This is a genomic window from Methylophilus sp., assembly GCF_052437885.1.
GTDB lineage: Bacteria > Pseudomonadota > Gammaproteobacteria > Burkholderiales > Methylophilaceae > Methylophilus.
Genome location: NZ_JBQVPB010000004.1, coordinates 53,353 through 79,057, shown reverse-complemented (window position 1 = coordinate 79,057; position 25,705 = coordinate 53,353). Strand labels below are relative to the sequence as shown.

Sequence of the window (25,705 nt, the reverse complement as noted above, 5' to 3'; positions counted from 1 at the left end):
AGCGCTGACTGCCTGACATCAAAGCCACACTCAAAGGCCAGAGTGTGGCTTTTTATCTTACTGCAAAGGCCAGTCATAGATACGCTATGCTTTCAGAGCAATAGTGTATGCCCCAACTTCAACTGCTTGGTTTGCAGATAGGCGTGATTGAACGCATTCGGCGATGTCTGTATAGGCTGTATGCTATCTATCAGTATCTTGCTGCTTAACAGTGCAGAGACCTTGTCCGGGTTGTTGGTTAATAGCCGGATAGACCTGACTTTCAGCATTTTTAGTATCTCCGCCGCGGCATCGTAGTGTCGGCTATCGACTGGCAGATTCAATTCTAAATTTGCTTCAACCGTGTCCAGACCTTGGTCTTGCAAGGCATAGGCCAGTATTTTATTGGTGATGCCTATGCCTCTGCCTTCATGGCCGCGCAAGTAGATGATCACCCCCTGTTGTGCGGTATAAATAAGCGATTGTGACGCTTCAAGCTGCTCGCCACAATCGCAGCGCTGCGAGGAGAAGATATCGCCAGTCAGGCACTCGGAGTGCACTCTTGCCAGTACATTGCTGCTATTCTCAATCTCTCCCAGCACTAAGGCGATATGTTCGACCCCGGCCTGATGATCCTGAAAAACGTGTAATACATATACACCAAAGCGGGTAGGTAATTTGGAAGTGGCAGTTAAGCTGATTCTTGCCGCGGAGCTGGCTGGTCGCAGATCATCTAAGCGCATTGATCGCTCCCATCTTGATCAGCTTCGCCCGCACTACATTTCTGCTGACGCCCAGCAGTTTTGCCGTCTGCACCTGATTCTGATGACAATGGTCATAGGCCGCTTTGACGAAAGCATCTTCAAAATAGGTATACAGATCGTCTTTGCCAGATTCAAACAACTGCTCAAATGCCTCTTTGAGTGCATCAGTTTCGGCATGGTGTTGCAGCGGTTGTTCCGATTTTTGCCTGTGCAGTTGTATGGATGACAAATGCAGGTCATCACTACGCACCAGATTGTTTCTGCAGATCAGTAGCGAATGATGGATCACATTTTCCAGTTCACGAATATTGCCTGGCCAGGTGTGCTGCAATAACTTCTGCCTGGCCGAGTCGTCCAGCCTGATCTCTGCATAGCCCAGGCGGCGTGTATATTCACCCACAAAGTATTCGGCCAGAGGCAGGATATCGCCAGGGCGATTTCTCAGTGTCGGTAATTCCAGGTGCGCCACCCTGAGCCTGTAGAACAGGTCTTCGCGGAAATTACCTGCCTGTACTGCTTCTTCCAGCCTGACGTTAGTCGCTGCGACCAGGCGCACATCGATAGGGGTAGCTTTGCGTGAACCCAGTCTGACAACTTCACGCTCTTGTAACACCCGCAGCAATTTGACTTGTATGCTGAGTGGCAGGTCGCCTATCTCGTCTAAAAACAGCGTGCCGCCATTGGCAGCTTCAAACCAGCCAGCTTTGGCGACAAACGCGCCAGTAAAAGCGCCTTTTTCATGCCCGAATAATTCGCTCTCAACCAGGGTGTCCGAAAAAGCGCCGCAGTTGACCGCCACGAATGGCTTGCCCTTGCGGTTGCTTAACTCATGCACATGGCGCGCGATCAGTTCTTTGCCGGTACCGGTTTCCCCTATGATAAGCACGTTGGCATCGCTAGGCGCGATCTGATTGATACGGCTGAGCAGGGCGATAGACTTGGGGTCTTCGAACACCTGCGCCGTCGCTCGTATCGATGTGGTCAAGGTGCGCGAATTCGGCAGCGTCAGCAGCTTTTTATCACTTTCGCGGTATTGCACATCATGAGACTGGTCAAGATTATCAATAAATTTTTCCATAATATTCATGAGTAAAAAGTAGGTTTAGGGAAGCTGCCATTCAGCGCCCATTCTCCCAGCTCCTTGATTTTGTAATCTAATGGATCATGCAGGGTGTGCGTTCTCAGGTTACGCCAATGTCTATCCAGGCGCAGGCCGGCATGTGTGGCTCTGGAGCCTGCGACTTCAAACATGCGGCTGGTGATGTCCAGTCCGGTGCGAGTGGCCAGCACTTTTGCCGTGCTGATACTGGTGGCTACCAGGCCACGTTCTTCTTCGGTTAAAGCCAGGCCTTTTGCCCAGGCGCTATCCAGCTTTTCTGCTGCCAGGTCGCTTAATGCGCGCGTTGCCTCCAGGCCCACCCAGAACTCACCATAATGCCCGAGAATGTAGGGGTCCTGGCTGGTCAGTGCCACATTTGAATTCTTCCATGGCCTGGCTTCGTGCAGGGTGTAGTTTTGTGCATCGTTGAACGCACCTTCTGCGATGCCCAGATAGATATTGGTCAGTATTAGCTGGGCGATCAATGGCCGCAGGCAGGCGTAGGGGTTGCTCAAGGGGCCAGGCTCAGTCAGCAGCTCATTGTCTTCTACCCGCACTTTTTCAAAATTGACTGTGCCGCTGTCGGTTTGACGCTGACCGATGTTGTCCCAGTCATCCATGATGGTGATGCCGGTGCGTAGTGTAGGGATAGCCGCGATCACCAGCTCGCCATCGCTCTTGCGATTCGCTGAGGCAATCAGCATCTCGGAATCGAGTGCGCCTGAGCAAAAGCTTTTTTTTCCCGAGAACTCGTGCCAGTGAGTATAGCTTTTAGAAATGGTGCGCTCGTCCAAGGGGTTCAAGGCATTGCCCCAGAACCAGTTGAGTTGTGCTGTCTGCTCATACCAGCGCTGCCACTGATCCGGCCTGGAAAATAAGCGCACAGTCGCCAGCATCAAGTGCTGAAAACCATAAACGTGAGCGATAGAGCTATCCACTTTTGCGAACTCGCGCACCACTGTCAGCGTTTCCTGCCAGCTGGAGCCATGGCCGCCATACTCGCTGGGGATGATCAGCGACAGTAATCCGCTGTTGCGTATGGCATCACGCTCCACCTTAGGAGTACCACCGCGGTGATCCCTCTCTACTGCGGTCAGAGAAAAAGCATCCGCCAGTTGTCTGGCGACCTCTAGCGCACCCAGGCCTTCATTAAGGTGCACCGGCGGGATGAAGGAAAAATGATTTATATTCAAAAGTTATATCCAGCTTATTACATATGCTGATGATTCAGCATGTTTTGTGCCAACTCTGAATATGCTTATCTGCAGGCTGGCGCAAGCGGGTTTTTTGATGATTAGTTGAATAAAATCAGTCGCTTGCGGTAGTTTTTTCCTGACGCTGGCTGATATTTTTAAAATGCCTGACTTGGGCTTGCAGCAGGGCTATGCTGTTTTATCAGCAACAATGCTGCTGATACAGCAGCATGCGGTGTGATTGTGCTGATAAAACAGCAACTCTGCTTTTTTCAGTTGTAAGTATATGAATTTGTTAAATTTTATTTATGGCATGGTCTTTGCAGTATGCCTGTTTATGTATGCAGCATGAATAAAAGGAAACTCATCTCATGGAAATATTCTGGTTTTTGCCTACCCACGGTGACCAGCGCTACCTGGGTACCACCCAAGGTGCCAGGCCGGCAACACTCTCTTACCTCAAACAAATCGCCCAGGCTGCAGATCGCCTGGGATATGGCGGCGTCCTTGTGCCTTCTGGCAGATCATGCGAGGACGCCTGGGTCATTTCATCGGCATTGATCAATGAAACCCGGCAGCTCAAGTTTCTGGTGGCTACCCGCCCTGGCTTTATATCGCCGGTGGTGTCAGCCAGAATGGCTTCGACGCTGGACCGCATCTCTGGTGGGCGGTTACTGATCAACGTCGTGGCTGGTGGAGACCCTGCCGAACAGCAGGCTGAAGGCAGTTTTTTAGCCCATGACGAGCGTTATGCTGAAGCCGAGGAATTTTTATCCATCTGGCGTTCAGTGTTATCTGAATCTGTGGTGGATTTTGACGGTGATCATTTAAAGGTGAAAGGCGCCAGTCTGCCTACCGGTAGTCTGCAAAAACCGTATCCACCCCTGTTTATAGGCGGTGCTTCAGAAGCTGCGATTGCGCTTAGCAGCAAGCATATTGATGTGCATCTGACCTGGGGTGAGCCACCGGCTGCCGTCGCTGAAAAGGTCAGAGTGATTAGAGAGGCTGCGGCAAAACAAGGGCGCACTATCCGATTCGGCATCCGGCTGCATGTCATCGTGCGTGAAACCAGCGAGCAGGCCTGGCAGGCTGCCGAAGAGCTGATCTCGCATGTCACCGATGAAACCATCGCTGCGGCGCAGGCTGCGGTGGCCAATTTTGATTCGGTGGCGCAGAAACGCATGACGGCACTGCATCACGGCAGGCGCGACCAGCTGGAGGTGGCACCCAACCTTTGGGCAGGCGTAGGCCTGGTACGTGGAGGCGCAGGCACTGCGCTGGTGGGCGATCCGCAGCAAGTGGCTGACAGGATCAAGGAGTACCAGGCACTGGGCATCGATTATTTCATCTTCTCGGGCTACCCGCATCTGGAGGAATCTTATCGCGTGGCTGAATTGTTGTTTCCGCTGCTGCCGCTGGCCAGAAAAAATGATGATGAAGTCAGTATCAATACCAATATGACAGGCCCATTTGGTGCAGCCAAACCTGTCAAACATGCCGCTTAGGGGAGCGTATGAAACTCGCAGTTGATTCACAATCCAAACATGCTCATCTACACGGCGTTGATTTCAGTGGCACGCCACAGCAATTGGCTGATCAGTTATCCGCCTACCTGGCCCGGTCGGCGGTAGAGCGCGACATTGCAGGCGGCACACCCTACGAGCAGCGCCAGGCAGTGCGCGATAGCGGACTATTAAAACTATTGATACCCGAGGCCTATGGCGGCTTGGGCGGCAGCTGGCTGGAGATCTACGCCATCATCCGCCAGATCGCCAGGGTCGATAGTTCTATCGCACAAGTGTTTGCATTCCAGTTCCTGATGCTGACCTCTATCAGGTTGTACGCATCACAAGCGCAATGGCAGCATTACTACCGCTTAACCGCCAGCCAGAATATCTGGTGGGGCAATGCATTAAACCCGCTGGATAACCGCACCATCGCCCGCAAAGTAGCTGGTGGCTACCAGTTCACCGGCCAGAAAAGCTTTTGCTCGGGCTCTATGGATTCGGACTATATGATCGTCTCCGCCATTGAAGAAAGAACCGGCAAGTTCCTGGTCGCTGCGGTGCCTACAGATCGTAACGGTATACGCTTGAATGGCGACTGGGACAATATGGGCCAGCGCCAAACGGACAGCGGTAGCGCAGAGTTTGACCGCTTGCTGGTCAATGATAATGAGCTATTGCTAGACCCCGGCCCACTCAGCTCTTTATTCGCCAGCCTGCGTTCGCTGGTGGCGCAATTGATATTTACCAATATCTATATCGGCCTGGCTGAGGGTGCGCTGCAGGATGGCGTCAAATACACCAGTGGCAACAGTCGTGTCTGGTCCGGCTCACTTGCGCAAACCATACAGGAAGATCCTTTCACACTGCTTCACTACGGCGAGTTCTGGTCTGGTCTGCATGCCTCAGCCATACTCGCCGACCACGCCGCCAGCCTGCTGGATAAGGCGTGGCAGCAAGATCTGGCATTAGACGAGACCGCCAGAGGCGAACTTGCGCTGGCGGTGTTCTCTGCCAAAGTGCAGGCGACCAGATCAGGCCTGGATGTGACCTCCAGGATCTTTGAGGTCGCCGGGGCCAGGGCGACCACGGCCAAGTTACGCATGGATAGATATTGGCGCAATCTGCGGGTTTACACCCTGCATGACCCCGTGGATTACAAACTCAAAGATCTGGGTGACTGGGCATTGAACGGCAAATACCCCACGCCCAGCTTTTACGCTTAACTCTTGAATAGAACTGGTTTTATGAAACAAAAAATTATTGATATGCGCAACCGTCCTGCATTCTTGCATGACTTTTTTGGCGCCACCCCGGCCACTGCTGCCTACGATACTGCCAAATGGCTGAATCAGAGAGTGGGCTCGCTAGAGCCGGAACATTTCAAACGCTCTTATACGCTGCAAGGCTACTTGCAGGAGATAGACCAGGCCGGCATAGATTACGCCGTGGTGGTGGGCCGGGAAACACCTGACCTGACCATCGCTGATGCTGAGGTCGCGCAACTGGTGCAGCAAAGCCCAAAGCTGATCGGGCTGGGCTCGGTGGATATAGCGACGCGTGGTGTTGAAAGTGCGCTGGCGGCGATAGACCAGGCCATACATCAGCATGGCTTCAGGGCTATCAATATTGAGCCGGGTTTTTCCAAGCCGGCCCGCTACGTGGATGACCCCATATTTGACCCTGTGTATCAGGCCTGCCAGCAGCACCAGGTTCCGGTGTGCATAATGTCGGGGCCAACCACGCCAGACCTGGATTATGCCCACCCCAATGCTGTCGCACGCCTGGCCAGAAAGTACCCCGAGCTGAGCATCATTTGTTTCCATGGTTACTATCCGTATGTGAACGAAATCGTGGGTGCGGCGTTCCGTTATCCTAACCTGTATCTGGTGCCAGACATGTACATCTTCCAGCCTGGCGCCGAGCTCTACGTGCAAGCGGCAAACAAGTTTTTAAGTAACCAGCTGCTGTTCGGTACTTCTTACCCGTTCAGGCCCATGCAGCAGACCATAGATGATTTCATCCAGTTGGGTTTCAAAGACGAAGTGCTGGAGAAAGTGTTTTATCAGAATGCTGCCAGATTGCTGAAACTAGGCAATCAAGCGGTGGGAAACGGGGCAGGGAATGCATGATGACAGCGAGCATTTTGATGCGGTGAGTGACGCCATTGCTGCGATCGCCCATGGCGAATTCGTGATCGTTGTGGACGATACCGATAGAGAAAATGAGGGTGATCTAATCATCGCCGCTGAAAAGATCAGCACCGAGCAAATGGCTTTTCTGGTGAAACATAGCAGTGGCCTGGTCTGCGTCGCCATGGGCGAACAGCGACTGCAGGCTTTGCAACTGCCGCAGATGGTGGCTCACAACGCAGACCCTTACAGAACTGCGTTTACCGTGAGCGTTGATTATAAATATGGCACCAGTAGTGGTATCTCTGCGGCAGATAGAGCCTTAACCTTAAAAGCGCTGGCTGATCCGCATAGCCAGGCGGGAGAGTTTCACCGGCCTGGTCATATCTTTCCGCTGCGCGCGCGTGCAGGCGGTGTGCTGGCTCGGCCAGGGCATACTGAAGCCGCTTATGACCTGGCCAGGCTGGCGGGCTTAAGCCCGGTGGGCGTGCTGTGCGAAATCGTCAATGAAGATGGCAGCATGGCCAGAAGGCCAGACCTGCTGTTATTCGCCAGAAAGCATGGGCTGAAGATCATCACTATTGCCGCCATGATCAGTTACCGTGAACAGGCTTTACAAACAGCTTATGCCATTGCAGCAGAAAGGCCAGCCGCAAGTAGCCGGCAGCATCAGTTGCTGGATGCTGCGCTCAGTTATATCTGAGTGCACACCAGGCCGCTGCAAGTGAGCGGCATCTAAAACAAAAGCCCTCAAGTGAGGGCTTTTTGTTGTCAGGCGGTGCAGCGTCAGATCCAGGGGTGACGCGGTGGCTTCACCTTGTTCAGGCTGTAATTGCCCACGGCATGATATTTCCAGCGTACCGGGTCATGCAGGGTGTGGGTACGTGCATTGCGCCAGTGCCTGTCCAGGTTGAATTCACCCAGGGTTGAACGGGTGCCTGCTAACTCAAACAGCTTGCTGCCGGCCAGCAAAGCTGTTTCAGTGCTTAACACTTTGGCTTCTGCCACAGCGATAGAGGCTTCCGCGACCGTCTCCTCATTCGGGTTGCGTTGTGCTTCATCCAGATATTCTCCGGCACGCGCCAGCAAAGCTTCAGTGGCATGGATACGGATCTGCAGATCGCCGATATCCTTGATGGTGTGCGGGTCTTCGTAGCCATGCTCCAGATCGGTATCTATCCAGGGCCGGGTGTGGTTACGTACAAAATGCAGCGTATCCTTGAATGCGGCACGCGCAATGCCGGTATCCACCGCGGCTTGAATGATCTGCGCTAACGGGCCCATGGCGGTCGGCCGGTCAAAGGCTTGCTGGTGAGGCACCACGTGTTCGCTAGGCACGAAAATATTGTCCAGTATGGTGGTGCCGCTGGCAGTGGTGCGTTGGCCAAAGCTAGACCAGTCATCAATAATGGTCAGGCCCTGGGCGCCGGCGGGGACAAAGGCGACCGCTGTATTATCATTCACATCCTTGGTGATCACCGGTACCCAGTCTGCCAGCAAGGCACCTGATGAATAGAACTTCTTGCCATTCAGGAAAAAGCCGCTGTTGGCTGGCGTTAATTTTGTTTTAACATCATTCACGCTCTTGGTGCCTATCTCGGAAAATGCATTACCGAAGCGTACCCCTTGCAGTACCAGTTCAAAGAAGTAGCGTTTCTGGAATTCGGTGCCATCCAGACGTAAACCTTCCACCATATACAGATGATTCTGCGGGATCTGGCCTATGCTGGGGTCCGCTTCAGAAACCGTTGCAATGACTTCGGCCAGGGTTTTGTTTGAGACGAATGCACCTCCGTATTCTTTAGGCACAGTGATACCCCAAAGGCCGCTGCTGGAGAACAGATCCAGTTCTTTACGCGGCAGACGTCTTTCCTTATCGCGCAGTGAAGCTTCTTTTGCGATCTCGCTGGCGACCTGTTTTGCTACCTCAATGGCTTCAGCGTCAGTTTTGATGATATGCGCGAGGTCCCTGGAGCGGGTCTCAGGCAAACGCGCAACATTACTTGCTTGTGCAGTCATGGTTGATCCTTATTAAGTTGATGTTGGATTAAGTTGATGTTGGGCTAAAACAACGCAGTCCTCAGCTAATCATGTGCGCTGCGCGTCTACCTGCTTCATTGCATTAAATATGCCAACTGCTAAGTCATTGAATTTGATAATAGTTTCCAGGAATGGTCGCGCTGCAAAGCTTGTAAATCGACAATAAGTTGCTGAATGCATGCTGATTAATCAGCACACTGCCTGGCGGCTGCGCAGCAAGCCTCAGCCTTGCCATGCTGCATTTCATGAATAGTTGCTGATAAAGCAGCAGTGCATCAGCAAAATATTGATTAATTCAACACCCTGAAAAACAGAAAATAATCTGTATATCATTGATTTGTATAGGTAAATAATCTTGGCATGGTTGCTGCTATTACTGATATGAGCCGGTATTCCAGCATTGAACAAATCAAGTTGGCACCGGCAACACATGTTTAGGAGCCATGAATGAGTCGTCCCTTGAAAGTCACAGCTGTTGCAGGCAGCTACAAATTACCTTCCAGAACCGCAGCACTGGTTGCGGCATTGACCGAGAAACTGGGGCAACAGATCGCTATCGATCTGCACCAGATAGACTTGAGTGAGATAGGCGGTAGTTTCACCGCCTCATTTGATCCCAGGGATCTGCCTGCCAGAGTGCAAAAGGATATTGCAGCGATTGAAACGGCTGACTTGCTGATCGTTGCTACACCGGTATATCGCGCTTCTTATAGTGGTCTGTTCAAGCATCTGTTCGATCTGGTCAATTACGAAGCATTGATCGATGTGCCTGTGTTGCTGGGTGCGACCGGCGGCAGCGACCGGCATGCCTTGATCATAGATCACGAGTTAAGGCCGCTGTTCAGTTTTTTCCAGGCATTGACTCTGCCGGTAGGCGTGTATGCCACTGAAGCCGACTTTGAAAACTACAAAGTGAAAAGTGAGGCCCTGAAAGCGCGTATTGATCTGGCGATAGCGCGTGCGCTGCCATTGCTTAAACATCGTGTCGCCGTGACTGAAGCCAGCCTTCAGGCGGTGTGACCCTAACGAATCTTTGGAGAACTTGTATGAGTACACAAAACATCAAATTTGCTTACTGGGTACCAAACGTCAGTGGCGGCCTGGTGGTAAGTAATATTGAGCAACGCACTAGCTGGGATATCGATTACAACCGCAAGTTGGCACAGATCGCCGAAAAAGCAGGGTTTGAATATGCATTGAGCCAGATCCGTTTTACCGCTGGTTACGGTGCCGAGTTTCAGCACGAATCGGTTTCCTTCTCGCATGCGCTGTTGGCCGCCACCACCAAGCTTAAAGTGATCGCAGCCATCCTGCCTGGCCCATGGAACCCGGTGCTGGCTGCCAAGCAGTTGGCCACCATAGATTTGTTGACTGAAGGCCGTGTCGCGATCAATGTCGTTTCCGGCTGGTTCCGCGGTGAGTTCACTGCTATCGGTGAGCCCTGGCTGGACCATGATGAGCGTTATCGCCGTTCTAAAGAGTTTATCGAAGCCTTGAAAGGCATCTGGACCCAGGATAACTTCACCTACCGCGGCGACTTCTATCGTTTCAGCAACTACACGCTGAAACCCAAACCATTGCAAAAACCGCATCCCGAGATCTTTCAGGGCGGCAGCTCGCGTGCGGCGCGTGACAATGCCGCCAGCGTGTCTGACTGGTATTTCACCAATGGCAACACTGTGGAAGGCATCAAGGCGCAAATTGATGACATCCGTGAAAAAGCGGCCGCCAATAATCACCAGGTCAAGATAGGCGTCAATGCTTTCGTCATCGCGCGTGATACCGAAGAAGAAGCCAGGGCGGTGCTCAAGGAAATCATAGACCAGGCTAACCCTGAGGCGGTGAATGCTTTCGGTCATGAAGTGAAGAATGCCGGCGCCGCCAGCCCGGAAAGAGAAGGTAACTGGGCCAAGTCCACCTTTGAGGATCTGGTTCAATACAACGACGGCTTCAAGACTAATCTGATCGGTACCCCTGCGCAAATCGCTGAACGTATCGTCGAGTTAAAAGCGGTGGGTGTCGATCTGATCCTGTCCGGCTTTTTGCACTTTCAGGAAGAGGTGGCTTACTTCGGTGACAAAGTGTTGCCTCTGGTACGTGAGCTGGAAGCAAAGCAACTGGCTAAAGCCGCCTGATCACAAGCCTGGGGAAAATCCTGATGACGACAGACACTTTACCGCACTGGCTCAGGTTTCAAACCGGGATTAGAGCACAGCATGTCGCCATCCGGCACAAGCAGCTGGGCATATGGTATGAACACAGCTGGCAAGCCGCGCATAAAGCGGTAGTGCTGGCTGCGCAGTTGCTCAAACAAAAAGGCTTCACTAGCGGAGACACCTTGTTTTTACTAAGTGAGCCCAGACCAGAGGCACTGCTGTTATCCCTGGCTGCTCACTGGCTAGGTGGCGTGTCGGCACCGCTTGATCCTGCCCACAAGCAATCCGAGTTATTGGACCTGCTGCACACCTTACGCCCCAGATTTATTTTTGCTGAGGCGCAAGCACAGGTCGATCAGGTGTTTGCAGCGAAGCCGGATGTGCAGCTGCTGATCTTTGCCGATTCCAGGGGCCTGGCTGACTACCATCATCCAGCTATGGTCGCCTATAGCCAGATCGCTGAACAGGCATTGCCTGATTTGGCGATCAAAGCCGCAGCCAATGACATTGCTTTCCGCTTTTACCGGCTGAGCCAGCATTACCAGCTGGAATACCGCGAGCTCACGCATGCCGAGTTATTGAAGAACGGCCAGACGCTGGTGCTGCATGAAGCGCTGACCGATAGGGAAGAGGCCTTGGCAGCACGCGCGTTTGCCGCCAGCGGCCATGCGCGATATCTGCTTTCTCCGTGGTTGATAGCCGGTTTCAAACTCAACTTTCCGGAAAATCTGGCGACCAGAGATAGCGATAGACGCGAACTTGGCCCTAGCCTGGTGGCCGGCACTGCAGCGACCTATCAACGCTTGTATGTATTGACCCTGTCGCGTTGGCCGCTGCAAAAGAGCTGGCAATTTGCGCTGGTGCAATGGGCGTTAAAGGTTTATCGCACACGCGTGCCCTTACTCAGTGTCATTGCCCATTGGCTAGTAATCGCACCCTTGAAAGATGTGCTTGGCCTGGGTCGTACCCGGGTGCCGTTACTGGTGGGGGAGCCATTATCCGGCGAGGCGGAGCAGTTTTTTTCTGCCATCGGCATTCAGGTGCGTGGCTGGCCGGAGGAAACAACATGGCACATCAGCCAGCTGCAGGTGATCCCGCAGCTCAATAGCAGCGCTGAAGCTTACTTCGCCCTCAAGGGCTTAAGGGCCGCATCATGACCGCGTCCACGACCACGTCCATGAATCAGGCACTATTAAGCCTGCAGGGCATCTCTTTGTCTTTCAAGGGCGTGAAAGCCATCACCAATATTAGTTTTACGGTGAACAAAGGCGAGATATTTTCGCTGATAGGCCCTAATGGTGCCGGAAAAAGCTCGCTGCTCAACGTGATCAATGGTGTTTACCAGGCAGATGAAGGCCTGATCACTTATAAGGGTGAAACCAGAAAAAGCATGCATCCGCAGTGGGCGGCCAGGCGTGGCGTCGCCAGGACCTTCCAGAACATCGCTTTGTTCAAGGGCATGTCGGTACTCGATAACGTAATCACCGGCACCAACCTCAAGCTTAAAAGCAGCTGGATAGAACAGGTATTCAATATCGGCCGCGCGCCGGCTGATGGATTGCGGCAGCGGCAGAAAGCCGAGCAGGTGATTGCCTTTTTAAAACTGCAATCATGGCGTAACAGCATCGTTGGCAACCTGCCTTATGGCCTGCAAAAACGGGTCGAATTAGCACGTGCCCTGGCTGCCGAGCCCGAGTTGTTATTGCTGGATGAGCCTATGGCAGGCATGAATGCAGATGAAAAGGCCGAAATGAGCCGCTTCATCATAGAAACGCAAAAAGAGTATGGCACCACTATAGTGCTGATAGAGCACGATATCAGCGTGGTGATGTCCTTGTCTGACCATGTGGTGGTGCTGGACTACGGTAAAAAGATAGGCGATGGCACACCTGCTGAAGTCAGGGTAGATCCGCAAGTGATAGAAGCTTATTTAGGCAGCAAACACCAGGCTAAGGCTGGCGCCAGGTAAATAGGGACATAGATTAACAATGAATTTTTTTCTGGAAGTATTAAGCGGTGGTTTGCTGGCCGGCGTGATGTATTCACTGGTGGCCATCGGTTTTGTGCTGATATACAAAGCCTCGGGCGTTTTTAACTTTGCTCAGGGGGCCATGGTGTTATTTGCCGCCTTGACCTTGGTCAGCCTGATAGAACGCGGCATACCGTTCTGGGGAGCATTCGTGGTCACGCTGATCATCATGGTGCTGCTGGCCTGGCTGATAGAGCGCCTGGTATTAAGAAAGCTGGTCAATCGCTCACCTATCACCCTGTTCATGGCGACGCTGGGTTTGAGCTATATCGTTGAAGGCCTGGCCCAGGCCATGTGGGGCGCACAAGTACATGCTTTAGACATAGGCATTAATGACGAGCCGTATGAGGTGTTCGGCATCTTGCTGTCGCAGTTTGATTTATTCGCCGCCGCCATCGCCGGGGTGTTGGTGGCATTGCTTGGTTTTCTGTTTAACCGAACCCGGGTGGGCATCTCGCTCAGAGCCGTGGCTGATGACCAGCTGGCAGCGTTGGCAGTTGGCATCAGATTACAACGCTTGTGGCTGATCGTGTGGGCGGTCGCCGGCTTTGTCGGCCTGGTCGCCGGCATACTCTGGGGGGCGCGGGTCGGCGTTCAGTTCTCTTTATCGCTGATCGTACTCAAAGCATTGCCGGTATTGATCATAGGTGGTTTCACCTCTATCGAAGGTGCCATCGTTGGCGGCCTGATCGTAGGGTCGTCCGAAAAGCTGGCCGAAGTCTTTATCGGCCCCTTGATCGGTGGCGGCATTGAAAACTGGTTTCCATATGTGCTGGCAGTGTTGTTTTTATTAGTCAGACCTTATGGTCTTTTCGGCGACAAAGCCATAGAACGCGTTTAACAGGGTCAGCATGCTTTATAAAGAATCAGGTCAGTTTGTCACTGCCTATCGTTTTGATAGACGATTCCTGCGCCTCAGACAGGAAAGATGGTCGTTTGCCGGCTTGCTGGCGTTTGCTTTCCTGGTCGTGCCCCTGATTGGTAACGACTATTGGTTCAGTGCCATTTTAATCCCTTTTCTGGTGTTGTCGCTGGCCGGTCTGGGCCTGAATCTGCTGACCGGTTACGCCGGGCAACTGTCTTTAGGTTCAGCGGCGTTTATGGCGGTAGGCGCATTCGCCACCTACAACTTCAACCTGCGTATTGAAGGCTTGCCATTGATTGCCAGCCTTATCCTGGGCGGGCTGGCTGCCGGCGGCGTGGGCCTGGTGTTCGGCTTGCCCAGTTTACGCATCAAGGGTTTTTATCTGATTGTTTCAACCCTGGCGGCGCAGTTTTTTGTGCAATGGGTGTTCACCAATTTCGCATGGTTCTCGAATAACTCGTCTTCAGGCGTGATCACCGCGCCGCCGTTGCGTGTAGCAGGGGCTGACTTCAATTCACCGGCAGGCCGTTATCTGCTGACACTGACTACAGTGGTAGCCCTCGGCCTGTTAGCCAAAACCATAGTCAGTGGTGAGATAGGCAGGAAATGGATGGCGGTGCGGGATATGGATACGGCCGCGGCTGTTATTGGTATCTCGGTGCCAAAAACCAAACTACTGGCGTTCGCCATCAGTTCTTTTTATTTGGGTATCGCCGGTGCACTGTGGGCATTTACCTATCTGGGTACGGTTGAACCGCACGGATTCGACCTCACCCGGTCATTCCAGATCTTGTTCATCATTATCATTGGTGGCATGGGCAGTATTTTAGGCAACTTTCTGGGGGCCGCGTTTATCGTGCTTTTCCCCATACTGCTTTCTAACCTGTCATCGGGCCTGTTTGCCGGCACGATAGACCCCGGGCAGCTGGAAAATTTTCAGAAGATGATTTTCGGTGCGTTGATCATATTTTTCCTGATCAAAGAGCCCAGCGGGTTGGCCAAGGTCTGGCAAACCATCAAACAACGGCTACGCGTTTGGCCGTTGCGTTTCTAGGCAGTTCATACACTTAAGGAGTCATTACATATGTTGAAACTGACCTGTATACGCATTTATATAACAAAAAATTATTAACAACAACTTTTATATTTTTAAAAAAGGAGTCTTAAAGTGAAATTATTAGGTAAACATGCCTGGCTATTGCTGGCACTGGGTCTGGGTGTCGCCAGTGTCAGCACGCAAACGCAAGCGGCGAATGAACAGTATTTCCCGTTGCAGAGTTACCGCATAGGGCCATATGCGGCTGGTGGCTCCGGCTTCTTTGGCGGATTCATCGATTACCTGCAATATGTGAATGCTAAAGAGGGTGGGGTGAATGGAGTCAAGTTCACCTGGAGTGAGTGCGAAACAGAATATGTGGTAGAAAAAGGCGTTGAATGCTACGAGCGGCTGAAAAAAGGTTTGAACGGCGCGCCAGCCGCTGCCACCAATCCTTTGTCAGTGGGCATCGCCTATGCCACTTTAGAGCGTTCTACCGCTGACAAACTGCCGTTGATCACTATTAACCATGGCCGTACTGATTCTACAGATGGCAGCGTATTCCCATATGCTTTCCCGTTGCAGTTGAACCCGTACAGTGAAGTTTCTGCCATTGTGAACTACATTGCACAAAAATCCGGTGGTCTGGACAAACTCAAGGGCAAGAAGATCGTCACCCTGTACCACGGTTCACCTTACGGTAAGGAAACCAGCCCTATCCTGGAACTGCTGGCTAAGAAATACGGCTTTGAGCTGACATTGCTGGAAGTGCCTCATCCAGGCAATGAGCAACAGTCACAGTGGTTATCCATACGGCGTATCAAACCGGATTGGGTGATCTTGCGTGGCTGGGGCGTAATGAACCCGGTAGCGCTGAAAACCGCGCAAAAGACCGGTTTCCCTGCCGACCATATCATAGGCAACATCTGGAGCAATTCGGAAGATGACGCCGCGCCAGCGGGTAACGCAGCCAAGGGTTATGTTTCCATCACTACCCATCCTTCAGGCACCAGCTTCCCGGTACTGCAAGGCATCAATCAATACGTGGTGAAAGCCGGCAAAGGTAACCTGCAAGACCCCAAGCGTTTCGGTAATGTTTATTACAACCTTGGTGTGGTAAACGGCATTCTCAACGTAGAAGCGGTGCGTGTGGCTCAGGCAAGGTTCGGTAAACGTCCTTTAAGCGGTGAAGAAGTGCGCTGGGGTTTTGAAAACATCAGGCTGGATGACAAACGCCTGACCGAACTGGGTGCCTTGGGCCTGGTGCAGCCACTGAAGTTAAGTTGCGCTGACCATGAAGGTGGCGGTGCCGTACGCTTCCAGCAATGGGATGGTACGCAATGGAAAGTCATTACCGAGTGGGTACAGGCTGATCGCCAGTTGTTGCGGCCTATCATTGAAAAATCATCGCATGAATACGCGAAAGAAAAAGGCATCACCCCGCGTGATTGCAGCAAGGAAGAGCTGGCAGCTAAATAACTTAGGCTGAGGTTGACTGGGATGCATACCGTGAGCGGTATGCATTTTCAGTTTGATGCCGTGGGCAAAGGCGCAAACATTGCCCACGTGATCAAATTGAGGAGAGTCTGATGACACAGGCCATTGAAAAACTAAATCCGGTTGCGGATGTGGCTGCGGATGCCATCTTGCAACTGCATGATATTGAAGTCATCTACGAGCAGGTGATCTTTGCCATTAAACATATCTCGCTGCAAGTCGGCCCGCGATCCATCGTCGCCTTGCTGGGCGCCAATGGTGCCGGTAAAAGCACCATACTGAAAGCCATCTCCGGTCTGGTTCCAGCCCAGCGCGGCGAAATCGTGCAGGGCAAGATCTACTATCAGGGGCGTGACGTCACCCAGTCTACGCCTGGTGACCTAGTCGCCCAGGGCCTGGTTCAGGTGCTGGAAGGCCGGCATTGCTTCGGCCACCTGACGGTGGAAGAAAACCTGCTGACAGGTGGCTTTGTACGCAGACCATCCGCCAGGGTGTTGGCTCAGGAACTGGAAAAAGTGTATAGCTTTTTCCCCCGGCTGAAATTGCTGCGTAAAAACCATGCCGGCTACACCTCCGGTGGCGAACAGCAAATGGTCGCCATAGGCAGAGCATTGATGGCAGACCCCAAGCTGATACTGCTGGATGAGCCTTCCATGGGCCTGGCGCCACAAATCGTGGAGGAGATCTTTGATATCGTGCACCAGCTGCAGCAAACACAAGGCCTGAGCTTTCTGCTGGCTGAGCAGAATGCGACGGTGGCATTGCGCTATGCCGATTATGCCTATGTCATAGAAAGCGGGCATGTCACGCAACAGGGCGATGCGCAATGCATGGCTGACAGTGTGGCCTTGAGTGATTCATATCTGGGGGCCAGTCACTGACGCATATCCAGCAGCCAGACACTGGCTCGCACCAGTTTCGCCATACACCGGTTTCAACATGAAAAAAAACGGCCCTGCGGCCGTTTTTTGCTGATAGCGCTTTAAAAGAAATGCGCGACGTGGAAGATCGCCTTGATGCCATCGATATCAGGCAGGTTGTTGCGGTTCTCTCTAAAGTAAAACAGGTCTATACGCTTGTTGCTGTCACCATCGATCAGATAACCGACCCCTACATCCACCCGTTTTCTATCCAGGCCTGTGGTGTCATTGTTGAATTCCTGATAGATGACTTTGGGCTGGAATTTACCTATCCAGACGGTATCGGCAAAGGTATAGCTGCCATTGACAAAAAAGCCTTTGGCTTCTGGCAGAACGGTATCGCCGGTGTTGTCATTGTCGTAGTTGTAATAAGACGCCTCGGCGCCCAGCACCGCGCCATTGCTTAACGGTTTTTCCAAACGTGCATCCAGGTTCCAGTATTTGGAGTCACCTTTGTTGAGGATAGTGCCGGTACCATCTTTCTGATAGCGGTAAGAAGCACCAATGGAAAGTATGGATTTTTTACCATCATAGCTGGCCAGGTTGTAAAAGCCTGCTTCGGTATCCCAGAAGTTGTATTGCAGACGCGTGGCATAAGACAGGTTATCGGCCTGGTTAGACCCGCCTTGCCTGCCATTGGTGGCAGAGACATAGTATTTGAATGCGGCACTGTTATCCCAGCCGAACAGGACGGCCCCGTTATCACGGCCGGCAAACTCATAAGAGCCCTGCTCGGCGATAGGGAAATCAAAGGTAGTCGAATACATGGGGGCAGATGCCGAGGCGCGGCTGGCGGCCGGCAAGAAACGACCGGCCCAGATATTGACGTAATTATTGACCTCCAGACCCAAATGGCCATCCAGCAACTCTATCTTGTCATCTGCGGTATTGCGGGCAAAGTTGAATTCATAGGTCACATTCTTATGTAATTTACCATTGGTATACAAACGCGCTTCTTCGACTTCAAAGTCTTTGGAGCGGCTGGAGCCATTGGGCGCGGCATCGCTGATGGAGCTGAAGCTGACGCGTGAAGCGATACCGATATTCAGAAAAAGATTCTCGTCCCTTTGTATGGTCGCCTCGGCGAATGCCTGCTGGCTGAGGATCAGGCCAGTAAGCACGGCTAATGGTTTACGATGAAATTTAGATTTTATTTTCATTTGAACTCTCTGCTTTTTGAAAGATTGGATTAAGACCTGCCAGCGTTTTATTCACGCACAGCGTAGGGATACCAACTTGCTTATTGCAGAAAGCGTGCCACCATTAAAACCAATTAAAAACAATGACTTATATTAAAATTCCTGTGTTGGGCATGCTGAGCTATCGGCATGGTTGCTGTTTGTATGCCGTTGAGACAGCACTCGCCGGTCTAAGCGGCGGCAGAGAACGTCAGTGCAGCTTAAAACTGCTGCTGTAGATGCAGTTTTTACGCGGGCATGCGTGTTAGGCTTGTATTCAGCAGCGCAGAAAACAAAAAACGCCGCTAAAGCGGCGTTTTTATCAGACGGTGCAGGGATCAACCAAACTTGCCGGTAATGTAGTCTTCAGTCTCTTTACGGCCAGGGTTGGTGAAGATCTTGTCGGTATCATCATATTCGATCAGCTCACCCAGATACATATAGGCAGTGTAGTCAGACACACGGGCTGCCTGCTGCATGTTGTGGGTCACCACCAGGATAGTCAGTTTGCTGCGCAGCTCTACCATCAACTCTTCAATATTGGCGGTCGCGATCGGGTCCAGCGCTGAAGTCGGTTCATCGAACAGCATGATCTCCGGGTCAGTCGCCAGCGCGCGGGCGATACACAGACGTTGTTGCTGGCCGCCTGACAGGTTGAATGCCAGGTCATGCAAGCGGTCTTTCACTTCGTTCCACAAGGCCGCACCTTTGAGCGCTTCTTCCACCTTGTCATCCATGATGCGTTTGTTGTTCTCACCACGCACGCGCAGGCCGTAAGCCACGTTCTCGTAAATGGACTTGGGGAAAGGGTTGGGTTTCTGAAACACCATGCTGATACGCATGCGTACTTCTATCGGGTCTACACCGCTATCGAGCACATTGGTGTTATCCGGGTGCATCACGATCTGGCCCTGGTATTTATTACCTGGATACAGATCATGCATACGGTTGAAACAGCGCAGAAAGGTAGATTTTCCGCAACCTGAGGGGCCGATCAACGCAGTGATCTTGTTCTCGTACAAAGGCATGGAAATGCCTTTGAGTGCGCGGGCGCCGTTGCTGTAGAAGAAGTTTAAATCGCGTGCTTCGGCTTTAATCGGGGTCGTTATTGTGGCCATGATGTTTCCTAAATCCTGTGTGGCATTACCATTTAATATTTTTACGAATTTTGTAGCGTAACCAGATCGCGCCACCGTTCATCAACAAGGTGACGACGATGATCAGCGCACCAGTGGCAGCCGCATTGACATGAAATGCATGGTCAGGACGCGACAGCCAGTTAAACATCTGAATCGGCATCACGGTAAAACCGGAAGACAGCCATTCAAAGTTGATAAACGGCGGTTCAGTGGTGATAGGTGAGGGCGGCAGGAAAGCAATAAACGTCAGCGCACCGATGGTGATGATAGGAGCAGTTTCACCGAGAGCACGGGACATACCGATGATCACACCTGTCAGAATACCGCCATAAGAGTATTTGAAGACATGGTCGTAAACCACTTGCCACTTGGTGGCACCGACGCCATAGGCGGCTTCTCGTATAGAAACCGGGATGGCGCGTATGGCTTCACGGGTAGACACGATCACGATAGGCAGTATCAGCAGGCCCAGGGTCAAACCGGCAGTCAGTATGCTTTGGCCGAAACCGAGGATGTAGACAAACAGGCCCAGCGCCAGCAAACCATAAATGATAGAAGGCACACCAGCCAGGTTAGACACATTGATTTCGATCAGGTCAGTAAACCAGTTTTTTGGCGCATATTCTTCCAGGTACAGACCCGCTGCCACGCCGACTGGCACTGCAGAAAGGAATGTCACGCTCATCACCAGCAGCGAACCTACCCAGGCCGAAAGCAGGCCGGCACGGCCTGCGCGGCGGGAAGGGAATTCAGTCAGGAACTCAAGGTTGAATTTTGGGTAGCCATCGGCGATCAATTGCCAGAACAGCAACATCAAGGTCATCAGGCCAAACATCAGGCATAACAGGCCCAGTGCGGCAAACAGGGTGTCGTTACGCTTGTGGCGTTTAATCATGGCGCGTACTTCGCCCAGATTTTCAAGTACAGAAGCTTTATGTTCCATTTGGTGTCTTTCCTGCTTCTTCCGCTAGATGGCTAGCGGCAGTGTATCGTTGTTATATGTCAGTTTTGCGTCAAAGCTTGCGTGAATCAATCAGTAATTCTCGCGGTAACGCTTGCGTACCCAGTGGCCTATAATATTGAAGGACAAAGTCATGGCCATCAGCACCAGGCCTGCGGCAAAAATACTTTGATAGCCTATGCTGCCATGCGGCAGATCGCCCATTGCCACCTGCACGATATACGCCGTGATGGTGGCGGCGCTTTCGAGCGGGTTGAAGGTTAAATTAGGTTGCTGGCCAGCTGCGATCGCTACCACCATGGTTTCACCGACTGCACGTGAAATCGCCAGAATATACGCGGCTACAATGCCGGAGATCGCCGCCGGTGTCACCACCTTGACGGCGGTCTGAAAGCGGGTGGCACCCATGGCATAAGAGCCTTCACGCATACTCATAGGCACTGCGCGCATGGCATCTTCAGACAAAGAAGCAATGTAAGGAATGATCATGATACCCATCACGATACCTGCGCCCAGCATGTTGAAACTAGGCAGATCAGGATAGATGGATTGCAGTAACGGGGTGACAAAAAACAGGGCGAAATAGCCAAACACTACGGTAGGCACACCCACCAGCAGTTCCAGGATAGGTTTGACGATCTCGCGAGTTTTGTGTGAAGCAAATTCAGACAGGAAGATCGCTGACACAGTGCCTATAGGCACTGCCACTGCCAGGGCGATCGCCGAGGTGGTCAAGGTGCCGGAAACCAGAGGCATGATGCCGTAGTGCGCATCTTCAAACAGCGGTGTCCATTCGGTGTCGGTGAAAAACTCCACCACAGACACGGTTTTAAAGAAACTCAGTGACTCGTAAAGCAATACGCCCACGATGGCAAAGGTGGTCGCTACGGCCACCAGTGCCGCCATCATCAGTATCAGTTCAATAACACGCTCTTTGACGTTTCTACGGATGTTTTTAGCCAGTCTGGGGCTGATGGGCAGTTCCACGGGTGCTTGCATTGCTTGAGTCGCCATATGATGATCTGTCGGGGTAAGAATTTTAGCGGATAATCCGCGCTACAGGCCGAATAGTCACGAAAAAAGGGGCTTGATCAGCCCCTTTCATCATTACTTGATACGGGATAACAGGTCAGTGATCTTGATGCCGACTTCTGAAGTACCGTTAAATCCAGTGCCTGGTTTCATGGCTTTGAAATGCGTTTTTACTGCATCGTAATCTTCTTTAGGCAAAGGGACATACTTCACTTCTTTAACCAGTTCAGGTGCATTTTCCAGGTAGAAGTTGATAAACGCTTTCACTTCTGGTTTGAATGCCGCTGAAGTCGCGTTCACGTAAATGAACAGCGGGCGTGCCAATGGCTGGTAAGTACCGTCCATCACTGTGGCTTCAGAAGGCAATACCGGTTTGCCACCTTCTTTGGCAGCGATAGGTACCGCTCTCAGCTTGTCAGTGTTTTCCAGGTAGTAAGCCAGGCCGAAGTAAGCCAGACCGCCTACGTTACCTGCAACACCTTGTACCAGGACGTTGTCATCTTCTGAAGGTGTGTAATCTTTACGGCTGGCTTTGGATTTGCCGTTGACTGCCTCAGTAAAGTAATCAAATGTACCTGAGGAAGTGCCTGGACCGTACAGGTTCATGGCTTTGTCCGGGAAAGTCGCGTTCACTTGCTTCCAGTTCTTGACTGAAGAGTTAGGCTCCCAGATTTTTTTCAGCTCTGCCACAGAAAGTTGTTTTACCCAGTCATTCTTGCTATTGACCACAACTGTCAGCGCATCGTAAGCCACTGGTAACTCGATAAACTGCACGCCACCTTCTTTACACAGGTCTATCTCTTTTTGGGTGATAGGGCGTGAAGCATCAGAAATGTCGGTCTCGCCACGGCAGAATTTTTTGAAACCACCGCCGGTGCCTGATTCGCCCACCGTGACTTTAATGCCTTTGGTGCGCTGAAACTCTTCAGCCACGGCTTCGGTGATCGGGTACACAGTGCTGGAACCATCGATTTTGATGATCTTGTCCGCAGCAGCGGCTGTGTGTGAGAAACTGAATGCTTGTACTATCAGTGTCGCGAGAAAAGTAGTGCGGAACAGCTGGGTATTCATTTATACACTCCTGTGTGTGGTGTTGTCTTGCAATGCGTGAATCTTAGAAACTTTATATGACAGAAATGTGACAAAAGATAAAAAAGGCGCGCCATATAAAAAGAAAGGCGCACTGGGCGCCTCTTTTTTATGACAATTTTCTTACAGCACACTTTCGCCTATATGGTAAGCGATCGCCGCCATGATGGCTGCGCAGGGGATAGTGAGCACCCAGGCCCATACTATGCGCGACGCCAGCCCCCAGCGCACGGCTGTCATACGGCGGGATAGTCCGACGCCGACGATCGCACCAGTGATGGTATGGGTAGTAGAAACCGGGATGCCCAGGCTGGTGGCCAGGAACAATGCGATAGAGCCTGAGGTTTGTGCGGCAAAGCCGCCGGTAGGGCGTATCTTGGTGATGCCCATACCCATAGTGCGTACTATGCGCCAGCCACCAAACAGCGTGCCCAGGCCCATCGCCAGCTGGCAGGCGATCACCACCCAGAACGGTACATGAAAGTCGCCTTGCAGGTAGCCATTGGCAAACAGCAATACCGTGATGATACCCATGGTTTTTTGCGCGTCATTGGCGCCGTGGCCCAGGCTGAACAATGAAGATGAAATGAATTGCATCTTGTTGAAGCGGCTTTCGATTTTATAGGGCGAAGAGCGCTGGAACAGCCACATGATGGCGATGGATAACAGCAGTGCCAGCAACATGCCGAACAGCGGCGACAGGATGATGGCGACACCTGTGCTGATCAGCTTGCTGCCTATGATCACGCCTTTGGTGCCCGAGTGCGCCATGCCGGCACCTATCAGGCCACCGATCAGCGCGTGTGAAGACGATGAGGGGATACCGAACCACCAGGTGATGACGTTCCAGGCGATCGCGCCAAACAGCGCACCAAAGATGATGGTGTTGTTGACGATATTCGGGTCTATGATGCCTTTACCTACCGTGTCTGCCACATGCAGGCCAAAAAACAGAAAAGCGACAAAGTTGAAAAAAGCGGCCCAGATCACTGCGGCCTGCGGTGTCAGCAAGCGGGTGGAGACCATTAAAGCGATTGAATTGGCGGCGTCATGAAAGCCATTCATAAAATCAAAGATCAGGGCGACGAACACTAGCACCGCCATGACGATTATCACGTGATCCATGATGGTTCCTTAGATTCGTTCCAACACTACGCCGTGAATCACATCCGCGACATCTTCACAGCTATCCACGGCCTCTTCGAACAGATCATACAATTGCTTGGAACGTATCAGGGTGCGCGCATCATGGTCTTCGGCAAACAGCCTGTGCATGCCTGAGCGCATGATATGGTCGGCTTCGCCTTCAATGGTGCTGATCTCTTCACAGGTGCGCAAGATGCGTTCGGCATTTTTCATGTCTGACAGCATATGCACCGCATCACGTACTTTTTCTGCGGCGCGCAACAGTATCTGTGCCAGCGCGACCATTTCCGGGGTGAACTTGGTATGGCCGTAGATCTCGGCACTTTGCGGGATCGCTTCCATATAATCAATGATATCGTCCAGCGCCATGGCCAGCTCGCGGATCTCGCGGCGGTCAAACGGGGTAATAAAGGTCTTGTGCAGTGAGAGCAGTATCTCTTTGGTGTACTCGTCGGCTTCTGATTCGATTTTGCGGATTTCAGAAAAATGGGTGTGAAAACCAGCCTGATCTACCTCCGCGGCCATCAATGCCAGTACTTTTGAACCACGCACAGCACAGTCGGCCAAACGGTTAAACAGCACAAAGTAGTTATCGTTTCTAGGGCTGATTGCAGCCATAATGCGGCCAAAGGTGGCATGCGCCATTGAGGACTCCCGGACGGTTACAAGGTTTTGTGACCGTGATTTTACTATTTTGTGACACGGTATGTGACAAAAATATGAATTCTTTATGAAATTGATGCCTGTAGATGGCCCTGAATCACGCGCCCGGCTGCGGTATAATGCTGGTTTTTACTCACTGACCACTGAAAAAATGGAAGCCGAACACCTTAATAGTATCGCCAACGCACTCAGCGACTTGACGCAACGTCACCAGGCCCTTCGGGGGTATCTTTGACTACGAAAACAAAGAGCAACGTTTAGCCGAGGTCAATGGTCTGCTCGAAGACCCCAAAGTCTGGGATAACGCAGAGAAGGCGCAAAACCTGGGCAAGGAAAAACGCATGCTGGAAACCGTGGTCATGACGCTGGACGATGTGCAGCAGTCACTTTCAGATAGCCGCGAACTCTTCGATATGGCGCGCGAAGAGAATGATGACGATACCCTGTTAAGTGTAGAAGCAGATACGCAAAAGATAGAAGAGATCATCGCGGCCATGGAGTTCAAGCGTATGTTCTCGCAACCCATGGACGCCAATAACTGCTTTATCGAATTCCAGTCCGGCAGTGGCGGCACCGAGGCGCAGGATTGGGCAGGCATGTTGCTGCGCATGTATTTGCGCTACGTAGAGCGTAAAGGCTTTAAAGTCGAAGTGCTGGAAGAGTCCGAAGGCGATATCGCCGGCATCAAGGGTGCATCGATCAAGGTCAGTGGTGATTATGCTTTTGGCACCCTGCGTACCGAAAGCGGTGTGCATCGTTTGGTACGCAAATCGCCGTTTGACGCCAACTCCAAGCGGCATACCAGTTTTGCCAGCGTGCAGATATTCCCTGAAGTCGATGATTCGATCGAGATCGATATCAACCCGGCCGACCTGCGTATAGATACCTACCGCGCCAGTGGTGCCGGTGGCCAGCACATCAACAAAACCGATTCAGCCGTGCGTATCACCCACTTGCCGACCAACGTCGTCGTGCAATGCCAGAACGACAGGTCACAGCACCGCAACCGCGAAGAAGCGATGAACATGCTGAAAGGCGCCTTGTATAACCTGGAGTTGAGCAAGCGTAACGAAGAGAAGCAGGCGCTGGAAGATGCCAAGACCGACATCGGCTGGGGCCACCAGATCCGCAGTTATGTGCTGGACCAGGGCCGTATCAAAGACCTGCGTACCAGTGTCGAGATAGGCAATACCCAGGGCGTGCTCGATGGTGACCTGGACCCGTTTATTATGGAAAGCCTGAAACAGGGGCTGTAAACCAGCCAGACTCGCGCAATAAAAAA

Annotated in this window: 24 protein-coding genes; 13 read left to right on the top strand and 11 right to left on the bottom strand. The window is 52.1% G+C overall.

Annotated elements, in window-relative coordinates; genetic code table 11:
* Positions 1–92 precede the first annotated feature (92 nt).
* The 3 genes from ribA to ACT6RZ_RS05225 are packed head-to-tail and all read right to left on the bottom strand — an operon-like array spanning position 93 to position 3,035.
* Positions 93–722 (bottom strand): GTP cyclohydrolase II, encoded by a 630-nt coding sequence (gene ribA, locus ACT6RZ_RS05235; RefSeq protein WP_444701126.1) that lies wholly within the window; start codon positions 720–722, stop codon positions 93–95.
* Complete coding sequence (locus tag ACT6RZ_RS05230) at positions 709–1,821, bottom strand: sigma-54 interaction domain-containing protein (RefSeq protein WP_444701125.1); 1,113 nt, start codon at positions 1,819–1,821, stop codon at positions 709–711. Before ACT6RZ_RS05230 ends, ribA begins: the two co-directional genes overlap by 14 nt.
* Before the next feature lie 5 nt (positions 1,822–1,826).
* Positions 1,827–3,035, bottom strand: a complete 1,209-nt coding sequence (locus ACT6RZ_RS05225) for an acyl-CoA dehydrogenase family protein (protein ID WP_444701124.1) — start codon at positions 3,033–3,035, stop codon at positions 1,827–1,829.
* 371 nt (positions 3,036–3,406) lie between these two features.
* Here ACT6RZ_RS05225 and ssuD point away from each other — a divergent pair, with 371 nt between their 5' ends.
* From ssuD to ribB, 4 genes are read left to right on the top strand one after another with little or no spacing between them, the layout of a single operon-like run.
* Complete coding sequence (ssuD, locus tag ACT6RZ_RS05220) at positions 3,407–4,540, top strand: FMNH2-dependent alkanesulfonate monooxygenase (RefSeq protein WP_444701123.1); 1,134 nt, start codon at positions 3,407–3,409, stop codon at positions 4,538–4,540.
* An 8-nt stretch (positions 4,541–4,548) separates the two neighbouring features.
* A complete protein-coding gene (locus ACT6RZ_RS05215) occupies positions 4,549–5,766 on the top strand; it encodes an acyl-CoA dehydrogenase family protein (protein WP_444701122.1) in 1,218 nt (405 codons plus the stop codon).
* A 21-nt stretch (positions 5,767–5,787) separates the two neighbouring features.
* Positions 5,788–6,672: an amidohydrolase family protein gene (locus ACT6RZ_RS05210; RefSeq protein ID WP_444701121.1), complete on the top strand. Its 885-nt coding sequence runs from the start codon at positions 5,788–5,790 to the stop codon at positions 6,670–6,672.
* Complete coding sequence (ribB, locus tag ACT6RZ_RS05205) at positions 6,665–7,375, top strand: 3,4-dihydroxy-2-butanone-4-phosphate synthase (RefSeq protein WP_444701120.1); 711 nt, start codon at positions 6,665–6,667, stop codon at positions 7,373–7,375. Before ACT6RZ_RS05210 ends, ribB begins: the two co-directional genes overlap by 8 nt.
* 83 nt (positions 7,376–7,458) lie before the next feature.
* Here ribB and ACT6RZ_RS05200 read toward each other — a convergent pair whose 3' ends face one another.
* On the bottom strand, positions 7,459–8,691 hold the full coding sequence (locus tag ACT6RZ_RS05200; protein ID WP_444701119.1) for an SfnB family sulfur acquisition oxidoreductase: 1,233 nt from the start codon (positions 8,689–8,691) through the stop codon (positions 7,459–7,461).
* 468 nt (positions 8,692–9,159) lie between these two features.
* Between ACT6RZ_RS05200 and msuE the strand changes: the two genes are divergently transcribed.
* The 8 genes from msuE to ACT6RZ_RS05160 all read left to right on the top strand — a co-directional run bounded on the left by msuE (position 9,160) and on the right by ACT6RZ_RS05160 (position 17,176).
* Positions 9,160–9,732 (top strand): FMN reductase, encoded by a 573-nt coding sequence (msuE, locus tag ACT6RZ_RS05195; RefSeq protein WP_444701118.1) that lies wholly within the window; start codon positions 9,160–9,162, stop codon positions 9,730–9,732.
* Positions 9,733–9,758: 26 nt separating this feature from the next.
* Positions 9,759–10,847: a dimethylsulfone monooxygenase SfnG gene (gene sfnG, locus ACT6RZ_RS05190; RefSeq protein ID WP_444701117.1), complete on the top strand. Its 1,089-nt coding sequence runs from the start codon at positions 9,759–9,761 to the stop codon at positions 10,845–10,847.
* A gap of 23 nt (positions 10,848–10,870) precedes the next feature.
* Positions 10,871–12,025, top strand: coding sequence for an AMP-binding protein (locus tag ACT6RZ_RS05185; protein WP_444701116.1), 1,155 nt, complete (start codon positions 10,871–10,873; stop codon positions 12,023–12,025).
* Positions 12,022–12,837: an ABC transporter ATP-binding protein gene (locus ACT6RZ_RS05180; RefSeq protein ID WP_444701115.1), complete on the top strand. Its 816-nt coding sequence runs from the start codon at positions 12,022–12,024 to the stop codon at positions 12,835–12,837. The genes ACT6RZ_RS05185 and ACT6RZ_RS05180 overlap by 4 nt, the downstream gene beginning before the upstream one ends.
* 19 nt (positions 12,838–12,856) lie before the next feature.
* A complete protein-coding gene (locus ACT6RZ_RS05175; protein WP_444701114.1) occupies positions 12,857–13,738 on the top strand; it encodes a branched-chain amino acid ABC transporter permease in 882 nt (293 codons plus the stop codon).
* A 10-nt stretch (positions 13,739–13,748) separates the two neighbouring features.
* A complete protein-coding gene (locus ACT6RZ_RS05170; RefSeq protein WP_444701113.1) occupies positions 13,749–14,816 on the top strand; it encodes a branched-chain amino acid ABC transporter permease in 1,068 nt (355 codons plus the stop codon).
* 114 nt (positions 14,817–14,930) lie between these two features.
* The gene (locus ACT6RZ_RS05165; protein WP_444701112.1) at positions 14,931–16,277 is read left to right on the top strand and encodes an ABC transporter substrate-binding protein; all 1,347 of its coding nucleotides are present in this window, start codon (positions 14,931–14,933) and stop codon (positions 16,275–16,277) included.
* Between the two features lie 110 nt (positions 16,278–16,387).
* Entirely contained in the window at positions 16,388–17,176 is a 789-nt protein-coding gene (locus tag ACT6RZ_RS05160) for an ABC transporter ATP-binding protein (RefSeq protein ID WP_444701111.1), read from the top strand.
* Between the two features lie 101 nt (positions 17,177–17,277).
* On the opposite strand, the gene ACT6RZ_RS05155 is transcribed toward ACT6RZ_RS05160, so the two are convergent.
* The 7 genes from ACT6RZ_RS05155 to ACT6RZ_RS05125 all read right to left on the bottom strand — a co-directional run bounded on the left by ACT6RZ_RS05155 (position 17,278) and on the right by ACT6RZ_RS05125 (position 24,405).
* Positions 17,278–18,375 carry a porin gene (locus ACT6RZ_RS05155; RefSeq protein WP_444701110.1) on the bottom strand — a complete coding sequence of 366 codons (1,098 nt, stop codon included), beginning with the start codon at positions 18,373–18,375 and terminating at the stop codon, positions 17,278–17,280.
* A 356-nt stretch (positions 18,376–18,731) separates the two neighbouring features.
* Complete coding sequence (gene pstB, locus ACT6RZ_RS05150; protein WP_055825903.1) at positions 18,732–19,511, bottom strand: phosphate ABC transporter ATP-binding protein PstB; 780 nt, start codon at positions 19,509–19,511, stop codon at positions 18,732–18,734.
* 25 nt (positions 19,512–19,536) lie between these two features.
* The gene (gene pstA / locus ACT6RZ_RS05145; RefSeq protein WP_444701109.1) at positions 19,537–20,475 is read right to left on the bottom strand and encodes a phosphate ABC transporter permease PstA; all 939 of its coding nucleotides are present in this window, start codon (positions 20,473–20,475) and stop codon (positions 19,537–19,539) included.
* A gap of 90 nt (positions 20,476–20,565) precedes the next feature.
* Positions 20,566–21,492, bottom strand: coding sequence for a phosphate ABC transporter permease subunit PstC (gene pstC / locus ACT6RZ_RS05140; RefSeq protein ID WP_444701329.1), 927 nt, complete (start codon positions 21,490–21,492; stop codon positions 20,566–20,568).
* Between the two features lie 108 nt (positions 21,493–21,600).
* A complete protein-coding gene (locus tag ACT6RZ_RS05135) occupies positions 21,601–22,596 on the bottom strand; it encodes a PstS family phosphate ABC transporter substrate-binding protein (protein WP_444701108.1) in 996 nt (331 codons plus the stop codon).
* A gap of 141 nt (positions 22,597–22,737) precedes the next feature.
* Positions 22,738–23,739, bottom strand: coding sequence for an anion permease (locus ACT6RZ_RS05130; RefSeq protein ID WP_444701107.1), 1,002 nt, complete (start codon positions 23,737–23,739; stop codon positions 22,738–22,740).
* Between the two features lie 9 nt (positions 23,740–23,748).
* Entirely contained in the window at positions 23,749–24,405 is a 657-nt protein-coding gene (locus ACT6RZ_RS05125; RefSeq protein WP_444701106.1) for a DUF47 domain-containing protein, read from the bottom strand.
* A 169-nt stretch (positions 24,406–24,574) separates the two neighbouring features.
* On the opposite strand from ACT6RZ_RS05125, the gene prfB reads away from it, so the two are divergent.
* Positions 24,575–25,679, top strand: a protein-coding gene (gene prfB / locus ACT6RZ_RS05120; protein ID WP_444701328.1) for a peptide chain release factor 2 whose coding sequence is annotated in 2 segments (ribosomal slippage) — positions 24,575–24,655 and positions 24,657–25,679 — 1,104 coding nt in all. Because the reading frame shifts where the segments join, the coding sequence is not laid out codon by codon here.
* Positions 25,680–25,705: the final 26 nt, after the last annotated feature.

Coding starts and splice junctions, on each gene's coding strand:
- ACT6RZ_RS05130 (WP_444701107.1), bottom strand. CDS start 23,739: ATGGATCACGTGATAATCGTCATGGCGGTGCTAGTGTTCGTCGCCCTG.
- ACT6RZ_RS05135 (WP_444701108.1), bottom strand. CDS start 22,596: ATGAATACCCAGCTGTTCCGCACTACTTTTCTCGCGACACTGATAGTA.
- msuE (WP_444701118.1), top strand. CDS start 9,160: ATGAGTCGTCCCTTGAAAGTCACAGCTGTTGCAGGCAGCTACAAATTA.
- ACT6RZ_RS05180 (WP_444701115.1), top strand. CDS start 12,022: ATGACCGCGTCCACGACCACGTCCATGAATCAGGCACTATTAAGCCTG.
- ACT6RZ_RS05175 (WP_444701114.1), top strand. CDS start 12,857: ATGAATTTTTTTCTGGAAGTATTAAGCGGTGGTTTGCTGGCCGGCGTG.
- ACT6RZ_RS05215 (WP_444701122.1), top strand. CDS start 4,549: ATGAAACTCGCAGTTGATTCACAATCCAAACATGCTCATCTACACGGC.
- ribA (WP_444701126.1), bottom strand. CDS start 722: ATGCGCTTAGATGATCTGCGACCAGCCAGCTCCGCGGCAAGAATCAGC.
- ACT6RZ_RS05200 (WP_444701119.1), bottom strand. CDS start 8,691: ATGACTGCACAAGCAAGTAATGTTGCGCGTTTGCCTGAGACCCGCTCC.
- ribB (WP_444701120.1), top strand. CDS start 6,665: ATGCATGATGACAGCGAGCATTTTGATGCGGTGAGTGACGCCATTGCT.
- pstB (WP_055825903.1), bottom strand. CDS start 19,511: ATGGCCACAATAACGACCCCGATTAAAGCCGAAGCACGCGATTTAAAC.
- sfnG (WP_444701117.1), top strand. CDS start 9,759: ATGAGTACACAAAACATCAAATTTGCTTACTGGGTACCAAACGTCAGT.
- ACT6RZ_RS05210 (WP_444701121.1), top strand. CDS start 5,788: ATGAAACAAAAAATTATTGATATGCGCAACCGTCCTGCATTCTTGCAT.
- ACT6RZ_RS05125 (WP_444701106.1), bottom strand. CDS start 24,405: ATGGCGCATGCCACCTTTGGCCGCATTATGGCTGCAATCAGCCCTAGA.
- ACT6RZ_RS05170 (WP_444701113.1), top strand. CDS start 13,749: ATGCTTTATAAAGAATCAGGTCAGTTTGTCACTGCCTATCGTTTTGAT.
- ACT6RZ_RS05230 (WP_444701125.1), bottom strand. CDS start 1,821: ATGGAAAAATTTATTGATAATCTTGACCAGTCTCATGATGTGCAATAC.
- ACT6RZ_RS05160 (WP_444701111.1), top strand. CDS start 16,388: ATGACACAGGCCATTGAAAAACTAAATCCGGTTGCGGATGTGGCTGCG.
- ACT6RZ_RS05155 (WP_444701110.1), bottom strand. CDS start 18,375: ATGAAAATAAAATCTAAATTTCATCGTAAACCATTAGCCGTGCTTACT.
- pstC (WP_444701329.1), bottom strand. CDS start 21,492: ATGCAAGCACCCGTGGAACTGCCCATCAGCCCCAGACTGGCTAAAAAC.
- ssuD (WP_444701123.1), top strand. CDS start 3,407: ATGGAAATATTCTGGTTTTTGCCTACCCACGGTGACCAGCGCTACCTG.
- pstA (WP_444701109.1), bottom strand. CDS start 20,475: ATGGAACATAAAGCTTCTGTACTTGAAAATCTGGGCGAAGTACGCGCC.
- ACT6RZ_RS05185 (WP_444701116.1), top strand. CDS start 10,871: ATGACGACAGACACTTTACCGCACTGGCTCAGGTTTCAAACCGGGATT.